The organism is Desulfocurvibacter africanus subsp. africanus DSM 2603 (assembly GCF_000422545.1).
Taxonomy (GTDB): Bacteria; Desulfobacterota; Desulfovibrionia; order Desulfovibrionales; family Desulfovibrionaceae; genus Desulfocurvibacter; species Desulfocurvibacter africanus.
Window position 1 is genome coordinate 16,185 of the sequence record NZ_AULZ01000034.1, and the last position, 14,187, is coordinate 30,371.

The window sequence follows — 14,187 nt, forward strand, 5'->3', positions numbered from 1 at the left end:
CATTCAAAGCGACGGATCGTGGCTGGGATCGTTCTCCCTGCAAGCGAATTCATCCGCTCGACTTCCCCCCAAGCGCATCGAGGCATTCTGATGGAGAATTCATCGAACCGGCTCGGCAACAGTGTCGGACCTGGATTTCGCGGCTGCTTCGTCACGGCCACGGATACCGACGTAGGCAAGACGGTCGTCGCGGCCGGGCTCCTGCGAGCCCTGCGAGGACGCGGCGTCGAAGCCACCGCGGTTAAGCCCGTGCAGACGGGTTGCGAGCTAGGTGCGCTCGCCCCTGACGTTCTGTGTTATCGGCAGGCCTGTGCTGATTCGCCGGAGATGGCCGTGCCGCCTTTCGCGATCCAGAAGTTCCGCATCCCGTGTTCGCCGCACTTGGCGACCAGGCTTGAGCAGGGACGCATCGATATGGACGAGCTTCTGGCACGCATTCGCGGCGTGCAGGGGCAGGGCGTGTTCACCGTAGTCGAAGGGGCCGGCGGCCTGCTCGTGCCCCTTGGCGACGGACGTACCATGCTCGACCTGGCGCAGGCCCTGGACCTGCCGGTCATCCTGGTCGTCGCCAACCGGCTCGGGGCCATCAACCACGCGCTTCTTTCGCTGCAGGCCCTGCGTCAGCGCGGCCTGGACGTGCTCGGCGTGGTCATGAACCGGGTCACGGATGGCAGCGACGACGAGGCGGCCAGGGCGATTCTCGCCGACACCCCCAAGGCCATTGCGGAGTACGGTCAGGCGGAAGTCTTGGCCGAGCTGCCGTTCACGCGAGGGCTCAGGGCCGAGGACGCCGGACGGCGCGTTGCGGCCTGGGAGCAGGTGGAGGCGGCCCTGGCTGGCGTTGCCGCATGGCTCGTAGAGGCGCAAAACGCAAACGCCTGCCGTGACGAGAGCCTGCTGGACTTCGACCGGGAGCAAATCTGGCACCCCTACACTTCAGCCACGCGGCCGTTGCGGGCTTATGAAGCCGATCGGACCGGCGGGCCGTACATCCGCCTGCGCGACGGCCGCAGGTTGCTGGACGGCATGGCCTCCTGGTGGTGCGCCATCCACGGCTATAACCATTCGCACCTGAGCGCGGCGGCGCACCGTCAGATCGAGCACATGCCGCACGTCATGTTCGGTGGTCTGACCCACGAGCCTGCCGTGAGTCTGGCCCGGAAGCTCCTTGACATGGCCCCGGAGCCCATGCGCCACGTGTTCTTCGCCGATTCCGGCTCAGTGTCGGTGGAGGCGGCCATCAAGATGGCCATGCAGTATTGGCAGGCGCGCGGCCGCAAGCAGCGCACGCGCCTGCTCACCGTGCGCGGCGGCTACCATGGCGACACCTTCGGGGCCATGTCCGTGTGCGATCCGCAGAACGGCATGCATTCGCTGTATACCGGCATGCTTCCCAAGCACGTCTTCGTCGAGCGCCCGAGTTGCCGTTTCGATGAAGAGTTCGACGAGGGTAGCCTGGCCGCCATGCGCGATGCGCTGGCCCGCCATGCCGACGAGCTGGCGGCCGTCATCCTGGAGCCCATCGTGCAGGGCGCGGGCGGCATGTGGTTCTATCATCCCGACTACCTGCGCGGCGTGCGCCGCCTGTGCGACGAGCACGGCGTGCTGCTCATTCTGGACGAGATCGCCACCGGCTTCGGCAGGACCGGCAAAATGTTCGCCGGGGAGTGGGCCGACGTATCGCCCGACATCATGTGTGTGGGCAAGGCCCTGACCGGCGGCTATATGACCCTGGCGGCCGTGCTGGCCAGCGCCGAGGTGGCCCAAGGCATCTCCGCCGACGGCGGGGTGTTCATGCACGGCCCCACGTTCATGGCCAACCCGCTGGCCTGCGCCGTGGCCAACGCGAGCCTGGAGCTGCTGGAGCAAGGCCAATGGCGCGGCCAGGTCGCGGACATCGAAGGCTGGCTGCGGACTGGGCTTGCGCCGTGCCGCGACTGCGCGGACGTGGCCGACGTGCGGGTGCTCGGGGCCATCGGCGTGCTGGAGATGAAGCGCCCGGTCAACGTGCCTGCATTGCAAGCCTTCTTCGTCGAGCAGGGCGTGTGGATACGGCCCTTCAGCAATCTGATCTATGTCATGCCACCCTACATCCTCATGCAGGAGCAGGTCGGCCGCCTCACGAGGGTGATGCACTCCGCCGTGCGCGAAAAACGCCATTTCTGAGCTGGTAAGGAAAGCGTTTCGCCAAGAGGAAGATGCCTACGGCGACCGAGGCGAGTCCCGCGACTTATGCCGGATCAGCCGTATCTCGCCTGAGAGCTATGCGCTCAAGCAGATGATCCAGTTCGTCAATGTGTATGGGCTTGGAAAGGTAGTCATCCATGCCCACATCCAGGAACCTCTCCCGATCGCCTTTGAGAGCGTAGGCGGTCAGGGCCACGATGGGCACCTGCGGATCGCCGGCTTCACCGGCGCGGATGCGCCTGGTCGCCTCCTCGCCGTTCATTTCGGGCATGCGCACATCCATGAGCACGAGGTCGAAGTGCTCATCCTTGAGGACCTCGAGAGCCTTCCTGCCGGTGCCGACGGCCGTGACGCTGTGCCCTCGCTGCTCCAGGATCGCGATAGCGTAGATGCGGCTGATCTTGTCATCCTCGGCAAGAAGGATTCTGAGCGGAGACACGCTCGGGGCGAGTGCGGTCTGAACGGTTCCGGGAGCTTCCGTCTGTTCATGGGCAAGGCCCAACTGGACCGTGAAGAAGAATGTGCTGCCTGCGCCCGGTTCGCTCTCCACCCAGATTCTGCCGCCCATCATTTCCACGAGCTGCTTCGAGATGGTCAGGCCCAAGCCTGTCCCCCCGTATTTTACATGGGCGGACTCGCCGACCTGGGAAAAGCTCTCGAATATGCTCTCCAGCTTGTCGCCGGGAATGCCGATCCCCGTGTCCCTGATCGAGAAGAGCAGGTGGGCCGTGTCCGGCGAAGGCGATGATCCGTTCTCCGCGAGGGTCACGGACACTTCGACGGAACCCTGCTCCGTGAACTTGACTGCATTGCCTATGATGTTGGTCAATATCTGCCGAAGCCGCCCTTCGTCCCCGATCGTGTGCTTGGGCACCCTGTCGTCCAGCCGGAAGGCCAGGCGCAGCCCCTTGCCTCTGGCAGTCACGCCCAGCAGGTCGACGGTCGAGGCCACGACATCCCGTGGGCGGAACATCTGATTCTCAAGCTCGGTCTTGCCGGCCTCAATCTTGGACAGGTCGAGTATGTCATTGATGATGTCGAGCAGTGCATGGCCTGACTGCTTGATCATGCCCAGATGCGTGCGTGTCTTGGGCTCGGTCGTGGTCAAGAGGATGAGTTCGGTCATGCCCAGGATGCCGTTCATGGGCGTGCGAATCTCATGGCTCATGTTGGCCAGGAAGTCGCTCTTGGCTCTGTTGGCTGCCTCGACGCGAGTCTCTGCCAGCCTGCGCTCCTCGATCTCCATGCGCAGTTGTTGATTGGCGGCGGCGAGATCCTGCGTCCTGGCGCGCACTCGGTCTTCCAGTTCCGTGTTGAGGATGCGCAGATTTTCCTCGGCCTGCCTGCGCTGGAGGACTTCCTCATGGAGAGTCGCATAGGATGACTGGAGGCGAGAGGTCATCTCGTTGAAACTTATGGCAAGCCTGCCGATTTCATCTCGCCGCCTGATAGGGATTCTATGTCCGAAATTTCCCTCGGAAATTGTCTTCATGCCCTGATAGAGCGCCTCGATCCGCGTGATCACGTTCTTGATGACAAAGCGTGAAAGCGCGAGCATCAGTCCTGCCGCGATTGCAGCGAGGAACAGTATGGACGAAAATACCGTGCTGCGTGATTTTTCGATGCCAAGCCTCTGGGCGACGACAGCCTTCCGGATGATGAAGCGCATTTGCCCATATTCGGCCAAAAGATCCGATACCAGTCTGGTCGTGTCGCGGCGTGGCTGGTTAGACAATCCTGGGCCTGCCGATGGTGCATTCAATTCATCAAAGATGAAGCTGACGTGGTTGGTTCTGCGCAAGATTTCCCCGACGAGCCTGCGCGCACGGATCGTATTGAATTGGATTCTTGTAAGCGACTTGCTGAGGGCTGTTGCCTGCTTATGCAGCTCTACACGGGCATCATAGCCAGGAATCAGCAGATAGTCGTGCGTGGTCTGATGCAGATTGTTCAGGCTCGCACCGGCACCGAGCAGGGCGTCGAGCTCCGCTCTCTCATGCTCAAACTGCTTGAATCTGAGTTGTACCAGGAAGCCAATGGTCAACATAAGTCCAAAGGCTATGCATAATACAAGCAGAAACAACTTCCTGATGCTTATCGGAGGAGAGGGTAAACTGCTTCGCCTGAATAATATGGAAGGCAGGCGCAGGCCGCTGATCACTGTTCACTCCCATCCTGGCCAAAAGCGCCATTATTCTAGTTTAATAAAACTTGCCTGTAATGTATGTTTTATTCATGTGCAAAAAAATTTGTGATTTTTTATAGCGTATAAAATTATCAGTCAACAAATAACAATGCTTACATTTATTAACCGATGCGAAGTGCATTCATTTCAGGTTGTGCAGCAACCTGTCCGACATTACTCAAGTGAGCATGGCAACCGACATAAGCCTTCTCCACGTAGGGAGAACGTATGAGCTGTTGCTCCATAAGAGGCGCAGTGGGTTCGATAAATCCTGAGGATGAATTTCGATTCGTTGCTAGCCGAAGGATACCGCGCTCCGAGATAAGTATCCTGGGTCCGAAGTGAATCCCTCATTAGATAAAAAAAGAAAAGAAGCGCGTAGTCTCAGAGGAACATCATCGCTAGGCAGTGCCTGTTGGTGGTGTCCATCTGGATCGGCAAAGGCTGGCTTCTGTATGCTTATCCTGTGCTGTAGGTCCGATCCGACAGCATGTCGAGGCCTGCGCCGACATCCGCGCCTAGGCCCTGTCTGGTAGCATGGCATAACCACCCCCGAAGTGCGGGGTAAAAGGAGGCGCCATGCTTAGGATTGTGCAGGCCGTGGCCGTGCTGCTCGTCTTTTCAATCCTGGCCAGCCTGACCGCCGCCACGGCGGCGCAGCGCGAAACAAGCGCCGAAGGCAGGGCCGTCCCACGCGCAGTCGTGGACGCGTATTTCAGCGAGCGGCTCCTGGAAGCCGACCGGATACTTAACCGCGCCATTCTGGACAGCCAAGGCGAGGCCGTGGGCGAGATTTTCGATGTGCTCGTGGACCCGGAAACCGGCCGCTTGGCCTACGCGATCATCGAGCGTGGCGGAGAGTTGGAGGGCGTGCGGGTGCTCGCGCCATACGAATCCCTGCACTACTCCTATTTGGATCGCGAGTTCGTGCTCGCAACCGATGGAGACTTCGCGGTTGGCATGGCCCCAGTGTACGCGGGGTCGCGCGGCGGCGTGCTGACCCGCGAGGAGTTCTCCGAGCGCTACTCCAAGCGCATGGCCCAGGCCAAGCGCGAGGGTCAACTGGCGCAACGGATACAGCCGGCCGTACCGGAGCGCGAGGCCGCCGCTGGCGACGAGGAGCAGCCCGCTGGACAGGGCGAGCAAGGCCAAGCCGAGCGTGGCCAGGCTGATAGAAGCCAAGCCGAGCAGGGCGGGACCGGACAAGAGCGGGCGATTAACGAGGCGGCCGACGAGCAGGGCGAGCCTGGTTTCAACCAGGGGCTGGTGGAACTGGAGCGGCTGCGCAACCGTCCGCTCAAGGACCGGGACGGCAAGAACGTGGGCGAGATCGACTCCATCCTTGTGGACCCGGCTCAAGGCAAGCTGAGCATCGTGGTCGTCGAGACCGGCGGTTTTCTTGGTTTGGGCGAGGATCTGGTCGCCGTGCCCTGGGAAAAGCTGCGCTTTGACTGGGAAAGCCGTGAACTGGCCTTGAACATGAGCAAGCAAGAGCTGGACAGGGCTCCGCAGGTGGACCCGGCCAGGCGCCAGGTCATCTTCCGGGACACGCCTTCGGGTTACGAGCAGTTCATATATCTGGAGCAGCGCGCCCGGCGGGCCGAGGAGTTCCAGGAACGCTGAACCGATGGAAGGAACCGTCACGGGGCGGTTCCTTCTTCCCATGCCGTGGGCGGCCGATCCCTCGCTTGCCGCTACCTGCGCGGCTCACCCTTCCGCATCCTTCCTGATTGCGATAGCATGAAGGGATTCCGGGCAGCATAGGCCCGATTACCTAGTAAGCCCAAGGAGTTGCCATGCGCCGGCGCGGAAGCGGAATTCTCCTGCACATAACCAGCCTGCCCTCGGAGTTCGGAGTGGGTGACCTTGGCCCGTGGGCTGAGCGTTTCGCCGACTTCCTGGCCCAGTCCAAGCAGGCCGTGTGGCAGATCCTGCCCATCGGCCCCACCACCGGAGCCATCGGCAATTCGCCCTATTCGAGCTTTTCGGCTTTCGCCGGCAACTACCTGCTCGTCAGCCCCGAGCGGCTGGCCGAGGAGGGCTTCCTGAGCGAATCCGACATCGAGCCCTACCGCCTGCCTTTCGGCGCGGTCGCCGACTACCAGGCCGCCGAGCGGAACAAGCAGTCCATGCTGCGCAAGGCTTTTTCCTACTTCAAGGAACGGTTGCCCACGGACCCGGATTTCGCCCGCTTCCGCAAGGAGAGCAAATACTGGCTTGAGGACTACGCCATGTTCATGACCCTCAAGAACCAGTACGGCGGAGCCATCTGGAACACTTGGCCCGAGAACTACCGCGACCGCAACCGCGAGGCCCTGGACGCCTTCAGCGTCAGCCACTCCGACGCCCTGCTGTACGAGATGTTCGTGCAGTGGATCTTTTTCCGCCAGTGGCGGCGCTTGCTCAAGTACTGCAACGCCAACGCCGTCAGCGTGGTGGGCGACGCCCCCATCTACGTGCTGTTCGACTCTGCGGACGTCTGGGCGCACCCCGAGTTCTACAAGCTCGATGAGCGCAAGCAGCCCATATTCGTGGCCGGCGTGCCTCCCGACTACTTCAGCGAGACCGGCCAGCTCTGGGGCAACCCGGTCTACGCCTGGGACGAGATGGAACGCGACGGCTTCTCCTGGTGGGTCAAGCGCCTTGGCCACAATATCGAGCTGTTCAACATGATCCGCATCGACCACTTCCGAGGCTTCGCCGGCTACTGGGAAGTCCCGGCCGGCGAGCGCACGGCCATCAACGGCGAGTGGATCGACGCGCCGGGCATCAAGCTGTTCGACACGCTCTCGGCCCGCTACCCATACCTGCCGGTCATCGCCGAGGATCTAGGCGTCATCACTCCGGACGTGCGCGAACTGCGCGACATGTTCGGCTTCCCGGGCATGAAGATCGTGCAGTTCGCCTTCGGTGACAACATCGCCACCAATGTCGACGCCTTGCACAACCACGTGGCCAACAGTCTGGCCTACACCGGCACCCACGACAACAACACCGCGCGCGGCTGGTTCAGGCAGGAGACCTCGCCGGAAGACCGCCGGCGGCTGTTCGCCTACCTGGGCCGCGAGGTGGACGAGTTCAGCGTGTCCTGGGCGCTCATCCGTCTGGTCATGTCCTCGGTGGCCAAGCTGGCCATCTTCCCCATGCAGGATCTCCTGTCCCTGGACGCCGACGCGCGCATGAATAAGCCATCGGTAGCCGACGGCAACTGGGCCTGGAGGCTGCTTCCCGAACAGATGAAGGATGACATGAAGCAAGCCTTGCGGGAGGCCACGGAGCTGTTCGGACGCGGATAAAGGGAGCAGACCGCGCCGAATTGGCATTCGGCTTCCGAGGTTGTTCCAACCCATGACGGCATGTTAGGTTTTGGCGAAATCTTTCAGGAGGATCGCCATGGATCACGACGAACATGCACGGCACGGACAGCCGCAGCGGGAGCACGCACAAGGCTCATCGCGGGAATGGCGCGCCGAACATGGCGACCACGGCGGGCATGACACGCACGGAGATTATTCCCAGAGCCAGGGCAAAGGCGGTCACGGAGATCACGGCAAGGATCACGCGTCGCACCACCGCATGATGCTGCGCGATTTCCGGAGGCGCTTCATCGTCAGCATCATTCTGACCGTGCCGGTCCTGCTCATCTCGCCCATGTTCAAGGAATTGGTCGGGCTGGGCGACTTCCTGCGCTTCCCGGGCGAGGGTTACGCGCTTTTCGCCTTCTCTTCGCTAATCTACTTCTACGGCGGCTGGCCCTTCCTCAAGGGGCTGTTCGACGAACTGCGCGGCAAACAGCCGGGCATGATGACGCTCATCGGCCTGGCCATCACCGTGGCCTACGTCTACAGCTCGCTCGTAGTCTTCGCCCTGCCGGGCAAGACCTTCTTCTGGGAGCTGGCCACGCTCGTGGACATCATGCTCCTGGGCCACTGGATCGAAATGCGCTCGGTCATGTCCGCCTCCTCGGCCCTGGAGGAACTGGCCCGGCTGCTGCCCAGCGAGGCGCACAAGTTCGTGGACAACGAGCGCACCGAGGACGTCTCCGTGGAGGATCTCGTCTCGGGCGACCGCATCCTCATCAAGCCCGGCGAAAAGCTCCCCGCCGACGGCGAGATCGTCGAGGGCGAATCCTCGGTGAACGAGGCCATGCTCACGGGCGAGGCCACGCCCGTGGACAAGAAGCCCGGCGACAAGGTCATCGGCGGTTCGGTCAACGGCGAGGGCTCGCTGACCGTGGAGGTACGCCAGACCGGCAAGGACTCCTACTTGGCCCAGGTCATCGACCTCGTGCAGAAGGCCCAGGAAAGCAAGTCCCGATCCCAGGATACGGCCAATCGGGCCGCCATGTGGCTGACCTTCATCGCCCTGGCCGCCGGCGGGCTGACCATGATCGCCTGGTGGGGATTCATCGGCCGCGAGTTCGCCTTCTCCCTGGAGCGCACCGTCACGGTCATGGTCATCACCTGTCCGCACGCCCTGGGTCTGGCAGTGCCGCTGGTGGTGGCCGTCTCCACTTCATTGGCCGCAGGCAGCGGCTTTCTCATCCGCGACCGCGGGGCCTTCGAGCGCGCGCGGAACATCGAGGCCGTGCTCTTCGACAAGACCGGAACCCTGACCCTGGGCGAGTTCCGCGTGGCCGAGACGGCCTCCTTCGGCGACATGGACAAGCAAGAGGTCCTGCGCCTGGCCGCGTCCGTGGAAGCGGCCTCGGAGCATCCCATCGCCAGGGGCATTCTGGCCACGGCCGAGGAGCAGAACGTCAAGACCGCACGTATCGAGGATTTCCAGGCCATCAAGGGCAAGGGGGCCAAGGCGCGAATGGAAGGCCGCGAAGTGGCCGTGGTCAGCGAGGGCTACCTGCGCGAGAAGGGGCTCAAGGCTCCGGACAAATCCATGGAGCCGCTACGCGCGGGCGTGCGCACCCTGGTCTTCGTGCTCGTGGACGGCCAGCCCGTGGGCGCATTGGCCTTGGCCGACAAAGTGCGAGAAAGCTCCAAGCAGGCCGTGGCCGAGCTCAAGGAGCTTGGGGTGCGCTGCATCATGATCACTGGCGACAACGGCCGCACGGCCGAAGCCGTGGCTCGCGAGATCGGGCTGGACGAGTTCTTCGCCGAGGTCCTGCCTGACAAGAAGGCCGAGAAGGTCAAGGAGGTCCAGGATCGCGGCCTGACCACGGCCATGGTCGGCGACGGCATCAACGATGCGCCCGCCTTGGCCCAGGCCGACATCGGCATCGCCATCGGAGCGGGCACGGACGTGGCCATGGAGACGGCGGACATCGTGCTGGTGAAGAGCGACCCGCGCGACGTGGTGGATATCATCAAGCTGGCCGAAGCAACGCGCCGCAAGATGATCCAGAACCTGTTCTGGGCCACGGGCTACAACGCCTTCGCCATCCCCCTGGCCGCGGGCGTGCTGGCCCCGTGGGGCATTCTGCTGTCGCCGGCAGCCGGGGCGATCCTCATGTCCCTGTCCACGGTCATCGTGGCCATCAACGCGCGGCTGCTACGCTTTCCCCGCTAGCGCTGTTTGCGTTTGAACCGAGAGAGGACGCTGCCTGCCAGAGCGGCTCGCTCTTCTCTCGGGCTCTCTCCCGGTAGGGAGCGCCGCTCCCTGCCCCCATCGTTTCCATGTCATCTGCAATGTGCTGTAGCCGGCAGATGAGTCGGAAGGGCTTTGCCTGCTGGAGAACCAACGAAAAAAGGCGGCGGGCCTAAGCCCGCCGCCTGATTTGTCATGTCTGCCGGAGTCGCGCTACTTGGTGGCGCGAATCACGCGCAGGTTGCTCGGCGGGGCGACGGTCACGTACTCGTAGGCGCCCAGGTCGGGAGCGGAGCCGCTGAAGGCCATGCCCACATTGGTGCCCTTGTTCACGAGGTTGCACTTGTCGCTCGCGGGCTTGTAGAAGGGGTAGGGCTTGTTGCCGGTCGTGTCGAACTCGGGCTGGCCCGTGTAGTTGCTGGCGACGCTGGAGAAGGCTCCGGAGCCGTAATCCTTGTTGGCGGCCGCGTTCTGCAGCAGGTTGTGCGTCACCTGAACGTTGCTTACGCTGTGGTTGGCGTTGACCAGCACGGCGGTGGCCGCGTTCATGACGATGTTGTTCTTGAAGAACACGTTGTCGATGTCGCCGGCGCCGTCTTCAAGGTAGAGGGCCTGGCTGCTGCCATTATTGCAGGTGTCGAAGACGTTGTTGTAGACGTAGATGTTGTCGCCGTCGAAGAGCTGTGCGTGCGTGTCCGTGGCGCTGACCATGATGCCGTCGCTGCGCATGTTGCGGAACACGTTGTTGCGGATGTGCACGTTCCTGTTGATGCCGTAGCCCCAGATGCCCACGGCGTGCTGGTAGGTCCTGTTGGAGCCGGTGTTCTCGACATAGTTGCCGGCGATGAGCACGTTCTCGACGTGGAAGGCGGATTCGATGGCCGCGCGCACGCCGGCGCTGCCCACGCCCACCGGAGCGTCGCTGGAAAAGATATTGTTGACGATCTGCCAGGAGTAGGGCGACTTGCCGCCGTTGGGGTTCTTGATGATCGAGAACCAGCCGTTGGTCTTGTTGTTGCGGAACTTGGTGTTGCCCTGCACCATCCAGGCCTCGATGGCGATGACGTTCCAGGAGATGGTCTGGGTGTAGAGCTCGTTATCGTGGATGTCCACGTTGTCCCACCACATGCCCAGGTCGCCCAGGCAGCTCTTGAGGGTGGCGCGGTTGTCGATCACGTTATGGCCGATCTCCGAGTCCTTGATGGTGGACGGCTGGATCAGTCCGTTGGTGACCTTGTTGTTGTTGATCTTGATGTTGCGGGCCCACTCGTTGTCGTTGGGCTGGGTGCTGGTGCGCGCGTCGTCGTCGCAGTAGCCGGCCGAGGAGCTTGGCTTCTTGCCGCCGCAGCTGGCGGTCCAGGAGTAGGGCTTGCCGTGGACGACGATGGGCTTGTTGAAGCCCTCGAAGGAGTTGTTCGAGAAAGTCTGGTTGCTGCGGCCCACGGACGAGATGCCGGTGTTGGAGCCGCTGCCGATGAAGCGGATGCCGGTGACAGAGTTGCTTCCATCGACCACGGGCGTGCCGCTGTTCTCGGCCTTGATGTACGTGCCGGCTGAGGTTCTGATGATGGTCTTGCCGCTGCCCGCGCCCTTGATGGACACACCCTGGGCAAGCGTGCAGGTGTTGTTGTCGGTGAAGTCGCCGGCCAGGACGTTGATCACGTCGCCACGGGCCTTGGCCACGGAAGCGGCATGCGACACGCTGCGCCAGGGCGAGGAGCTTGAGCCGTTGTTTCCGTCATTGCCGCTGGTGGATACGTAGTACGAGGCGGCCATGGCCGTGGAAGCGGCGAGCACGAAGGCCAGACAGATCATAAGCGTCAGGATGCTGCGTTGCATTTTGCGCATATGCATAGAAAACTCTCCTTGATTCCGAAATGCCATTCTTTTTTCTATTCGGGTGGTTAATGTGCCAGGATGCGATTCAGTGGATTAGAACAGGATGAGCAGCCTGGAGGCATTTCCACCGGTGCCGTCAGCGGTCTGCCCGGCGGTGAACACGATCTCCTCGGACGGGTTGCTGGCGAATCCGTAGGAATCATAAGCAGTGGCGGTGAAGTAGTACGTGGTGCCCGGCTCCAGGTCGGAGATGGTCGCTCTCTGGGCCTTGCCCACGTCCATGCTCTGGTCGTACTGGCCGCTGCGCGTGCCGAAGTGCACGGTGTAGCCGGCAACGTCCTGCTCGGGGCTTGCGTTCCAGCGCAAGGTGATCTGCGCGGCCTGGGCGCCGGTGGCGGCGGTCAGCATGACGAGCATCACGGCACAGACGGCGGCCAGCCTGCGGAGCGTGAGGCCAGGGATGCACTGCGTAAGTCTCAGAATGCTCATGTGCGATTTCTCCTGGCAACACCACGCGTAAAGAAGGGACGAGAAGCAATTCGTACTGCTTCACTCGGCAGCCTCACGACCATATTCCTCGAAGGGAACGTAGGCAGAAGACTTTGCGTCCCACTCTTTAAAGTGGTTTGCCTTTAGCGAGTGTTTGATCGAGTCGACATCCATATAAGAGGTCTATTTTTACTCTTATGCGCGACTCAATCCTGATTTACAAAGACCTGTTCACAAGAAATTTCAATCCGGATTATGACTGTTGTATTGCCAAGTTTACTTGCAAGCAACAGTCGCTGCTCTTAAAGCACATGCCATGCCAAAGTCGTTTTTGGTGTGAAATAAAGCCAGTGTTTAAAGTGCAACATATAGATATAGCATGACAATAATGATTTACTTTTGAGCTTGGCATTGGTTACTATGACGTCAGCCCCTGCCTTGGTTGCCCCAAAGCCGGAGAAACGGAGGAGTAAGGGGAGGTTCAGGAGGGTAAGGCTATTAAATATTGACCTATTTGCTATCAGGCTGTCGGGCCCGACGGCAGTGCGGAGGCCTGCTGGGATGCTTTGGGGCGCAAAATTTGCGCTTGGACGGTCACCATTTGGTGACGCGACGGAATATTCGCGAGTCTCCGCAGGCCTGATCCGTCTCGATGAGACAAAAAAGGGCTTGGCCGAAAATGGCCTCCGGAGCGTGCGCGTGACGCACGGGGCGCAGGTGAGTTGCCCGGGCAGGGCTGGATTTATTCAAACCTAGATATGCGAGGGAGTCCGACGCAAGGCCGAGCGCCATGGGTCCAAGACTTGCGCACAGGAGCAGCATGGAAGGCAAATATGTATCCGAAAGCGCCACGATCATGTCGCAGCGCATGTTTCCCCAGGACGCCAATCCCGCCGGGAACATCCACGGCGGCGTGATCCTGCGCTACATCGATCTGGCGGGAGCCACGGCGGCCATGCGCCACAGCCGCACCCCCGTGGTCACCAAGTCCATCGACCGCATGGAGTTCCGCGCGCCGGCGCTGGTGGGCGAGCTGCTGACCTTCAAGGCCAGCGTGAACATGGCCGGCTCGACGTCCATGGAAGTCGGCGTGCGCGTGGAAGCCGAGGACCTGCTAACGGGCGAGGTGCGCCATACGGCCTCGGCCTACCTGACTTTCGTGGCCATGAGCGCGGAGGGCAGGCCGACGGCCGTGCAGCCGCTGCTTTTGGAGACGGATGTGGAGAAGCGCCGCCATCGCGAGGCATCGGAGCGTCGTGAGACCCGGCGCAAGGAGCGTGAGCGCGAGCGGGTCAGCCAGAGGAGCCAACAAGACTAGGCGCAAGCCGTTGGATGGGATAGACTGTGCGCTGGATTCTCTTCCATCAAGACAACCCGCACGGGAGGCGATCATGGAATCCAGCCTGCATGCCCTGCCGGACAAGGAGAAATCACTCAGGAAGATACTGCTGTTCTGCTATGCGCTGTACGGATTGTTCTTTTTCACGGGCATAGCCGGGATCGTTGCTGTGATAGTGGACTACGTCAAACGCTCGGACGCGCGCGGCACATGGCTTGAAGGGCACTTCTCCTGGCAGATCAAGACCTTCTGGATATTTCTCGTGCTTTTTTTCCTGACGACTTTTATCTACAAGTACTTAAGCCATACGCTCGGCTGGCTTGTGGGCGCGGCTGTCCTGGCCTGGTACTTCTACAGACTCTACAAGGGCGTCATGGCTCTGATCGGCCACAAAGCCTTGGCGTGAGGCGGGAAGCGGGTAGGAATTAAGGGGAAGGCCGGCTATTGCCCGGTCGTGTGCGCATGCGCATCCAAGGCGAATTTGGTCCGCCATGCCGTTGAGAATCGCCGTGAATGCGAAGGCCCCTTGCCTGGTTCGGCAAAGGGCCTTTTGTCTGCAATCGGAGCCATTGTTTAGAGCATTTTGCTTTTGAAAATGCTCTGCAAG

At 61.6% G+C, this 14,187-nt stretch carries 10 protein-coding genes and 1 riboswitch; of the genes, 7 read left to right on the forward strand and 3 right to left on the reverse strand.

Going from position 1 to position 14,187, the window contains the following annotated elements:
* Positions 1 to 90: 90 nt before the first annotated feature.
* Entirely contained in the window at positions 91 to 2,166 is a 2,076-nt protein-coding gene (bioA, locus tag H585_RS0117290) for an adenosylmethionine--8-amino-7-oxononanoate transaminase (RefSeq protein WP_027368748.1), read from the forward strand.
* A gap of 64 nt (positions 2,167 to 2,230) precedes the next feature.
* On the opposite strand, the gene H585_RS22245 is transcribed toward bioA, so the two are convergent.
* A complete protein-coding gene (locus H585_RS22245) occupies positions 2,231 to 3,745 on the reverse strand; it encodes an ATP-binding protein (protein ID WP_161628435.1) in 1,515 nt (504 codons plus the stop codon).
* A 111-nt stretch (positions 3,746 to 3,856) separates the two neighbouring features.
* Here H585_RS22245 and H585_RS23385 point away from each other — a divergent pair, with 111 nt between their 5' ends.
* The 4 genes from H585_RS23385 (at position 3,857) to H585_RS0117315 (ending at position 9,895) form a co-directional block, all read left to right on the forward strand.
* Positions 3,857 to 4,255 (forward strand): hypothetical protein, encoded by a 399-nt coding sequence (locus H585_RS23385; RefSeq protein WP_027368749.1) that lies wholly within the window; start codon positions 3,857 to 3,859, stop codon positions 4,253 to 4,255.
* 696 nt (positions 4,256 to 4,951) lie between these two features.
* On the forward strand, positions 4,952 to 5,995 hold the full coding sequence (locus tag H585_RS0117305; RefSeq protein WP_027368750.1) for a PRC-barrel domain-containing protein: 1,044 nt from the start codon (positions 4,952 to 4,954) through the stop codon (positions 5,993 to 5,995).
* A gap of 173 nt (positions 5,996 to 6,168) precedes the next feature.
* Positions 6,169 to 7,668: a 4-alpha-glucanotransferase gene (malQ, locus tag H585_RS0117310; protein WP_027368751.1), complete on the forward strand. Its 1,500-nt coding sequence runs from the start codon at positions 6,169 to 6,171 to the stop codon at positions 7,666 to 7,668.
* A 97-nt stretch (positions 7,669 to 7,765) separates the two neighbouring features.
* Positions 7,766 to 9,895: a copper-translocating P-type ATPase gene (locus H585_RS0117315; protein ID WP_027368752.1), complete on the forward strand. Its 2,130-nt coding sequence runs from the start codon at positions 7,766 to 7,768 to the stop codon at positions 9,893 to 9,895.
* Positions 9,896 to 10,126: 231 nt separating this feature from the next.
* On the opposite strand, the gene H585_RS0117320 is transcribed toward H585_RS0117315, so the two are convergent.
* Both H585_RS0117320 and H585_RS0117325 read right to left on the reverse strand, forming a co-directional pair.
* Complete coding sequence (locus H585_RS0117320; protein ID WP_027368753.1) at positions 10,127 to 11,767, reverse strand: right-handed parallel beta-helix repeat-containing protein; 1,641 nt, start codon at positions 11,765 to 11,767, stop codon at positions 10,127 to 10,129.
* Positions 11,768 to 11,845: 78 nt separating this feature from the next.
* Positions 11,846 to 12,241, reverse strand: coding sequence for a fibronectin type III domain-containing protein (locus H585_RS0117325; RefSeq protein WP_014259089.1), 396 nt, complete (start codon positions 12,239 to 12,241; stop codon positions 11,846 to 11,848).
* A gap of 63 nt (positions 12,242 to 12,304) precedes the next feature.
* A riboswitch (cyclic di-GMP riboswitch) is annotated at positions 12,305 to 12,393 on the reverse strand.
* 668 nt (positions 12,394 to 13,061) lie between these two features.
* Between H585_RS0117325 and H585_RS0117330 the strand changes: the two genes are divergently transcribed.
* Together H585_RS0117330 and H585_RS0117335 are read left to right on the forward strand one after the other, a co-directional pair.
* The gene (locus H585_RS0117330; protein ID WP_014259088.1) at positions 13,062 to 13,559 is read left to right on the forward strand and encodes an acyl-CoA thioesterase; all 498 of its coding nucleotides are present in this window, start codon (positions 13,062 to 13,064) and stop codon (positions 13,557 to 13,559) included.
* A gap of 73 nt (positions 13,560 to 13,632) precedes the next feature.
* Positions 13,633 to 13,986: a DUF4870 family protein gene (locus tag H585_RS0117335; RefSeq protein WP_005984767.1), complete on the forward strand. Its 354-nt coding sequence runs from the start codon at positions 13,633 to 13,635 to the stop codon at positions 13,984 to 13,986.
* Positions 13,987 to 14,187: the final 201 nt, after the last annotated feature.

Bases quoted from the DNA above. Each gene is read 5' to 3' on its own strand.
- H585_RS0117320 (WP_027368753.1), bottom strand. From the start codon at position 11,767: ATGCATATGCGCAAAATGCAACGCAGCATCCTGACGCTTATGATCTGT.
- H585_RS0117335 (WP_005984767.1), top strand. From the start codon at position 13,633: ATGGAATCCAGCCTGCATGCCCTGCCGGACAAGGAGAAATCACTCAGG.
- H585_RS22245 (WP_161628435.1), bottom strand. From the start codon at position 3,745: ATGCTCGCGCTTTCACGCTTTGTCATCAAGAACGTGATCACGCGGATC.
- H585_RS0117305 (WP_027368750.1), top strand. From the start codon at position 4,952: ATGCTTAGGATTGTGCAGGCCGTGGCCGTGCTGCTCGTCTTTTCAATC.
- H585_RS0117330 (WP_014259088.1), top strand. From the start codon at position 13,062: ATGGAAGGCAAATATGTATCCGAAAGCGCCACGATCATGTCGCAGCGC.
- malQ (WP_027368751.1), top strand. From the start codon at position 6,169: ATGCGCCGGCGCGGAAGCGGAATTCTCCTGCACATAACCAGCCTGCCC.
- bioA (WP_027368748.1), top strand. From the start codon at position 91: ATGGAGAATTCATCGAACCGGCTCGGCAACAGTGTCGGACCTGGATTT.
- H585_RS0117315 (WP_027368752.1), top strand. From the start codon at position 7,766: ATGGATCACGACGAACATGCACGGCACGGACAGCCGCAGCGGGAGCAC.
- H585_RS0117325 (WP_014259089.1), bottom strand. From the start codon at position 12,241: ATGAGCATTCTGAGACTTACGCAGTGCATCCCTGGCCTCACGCTCCGC.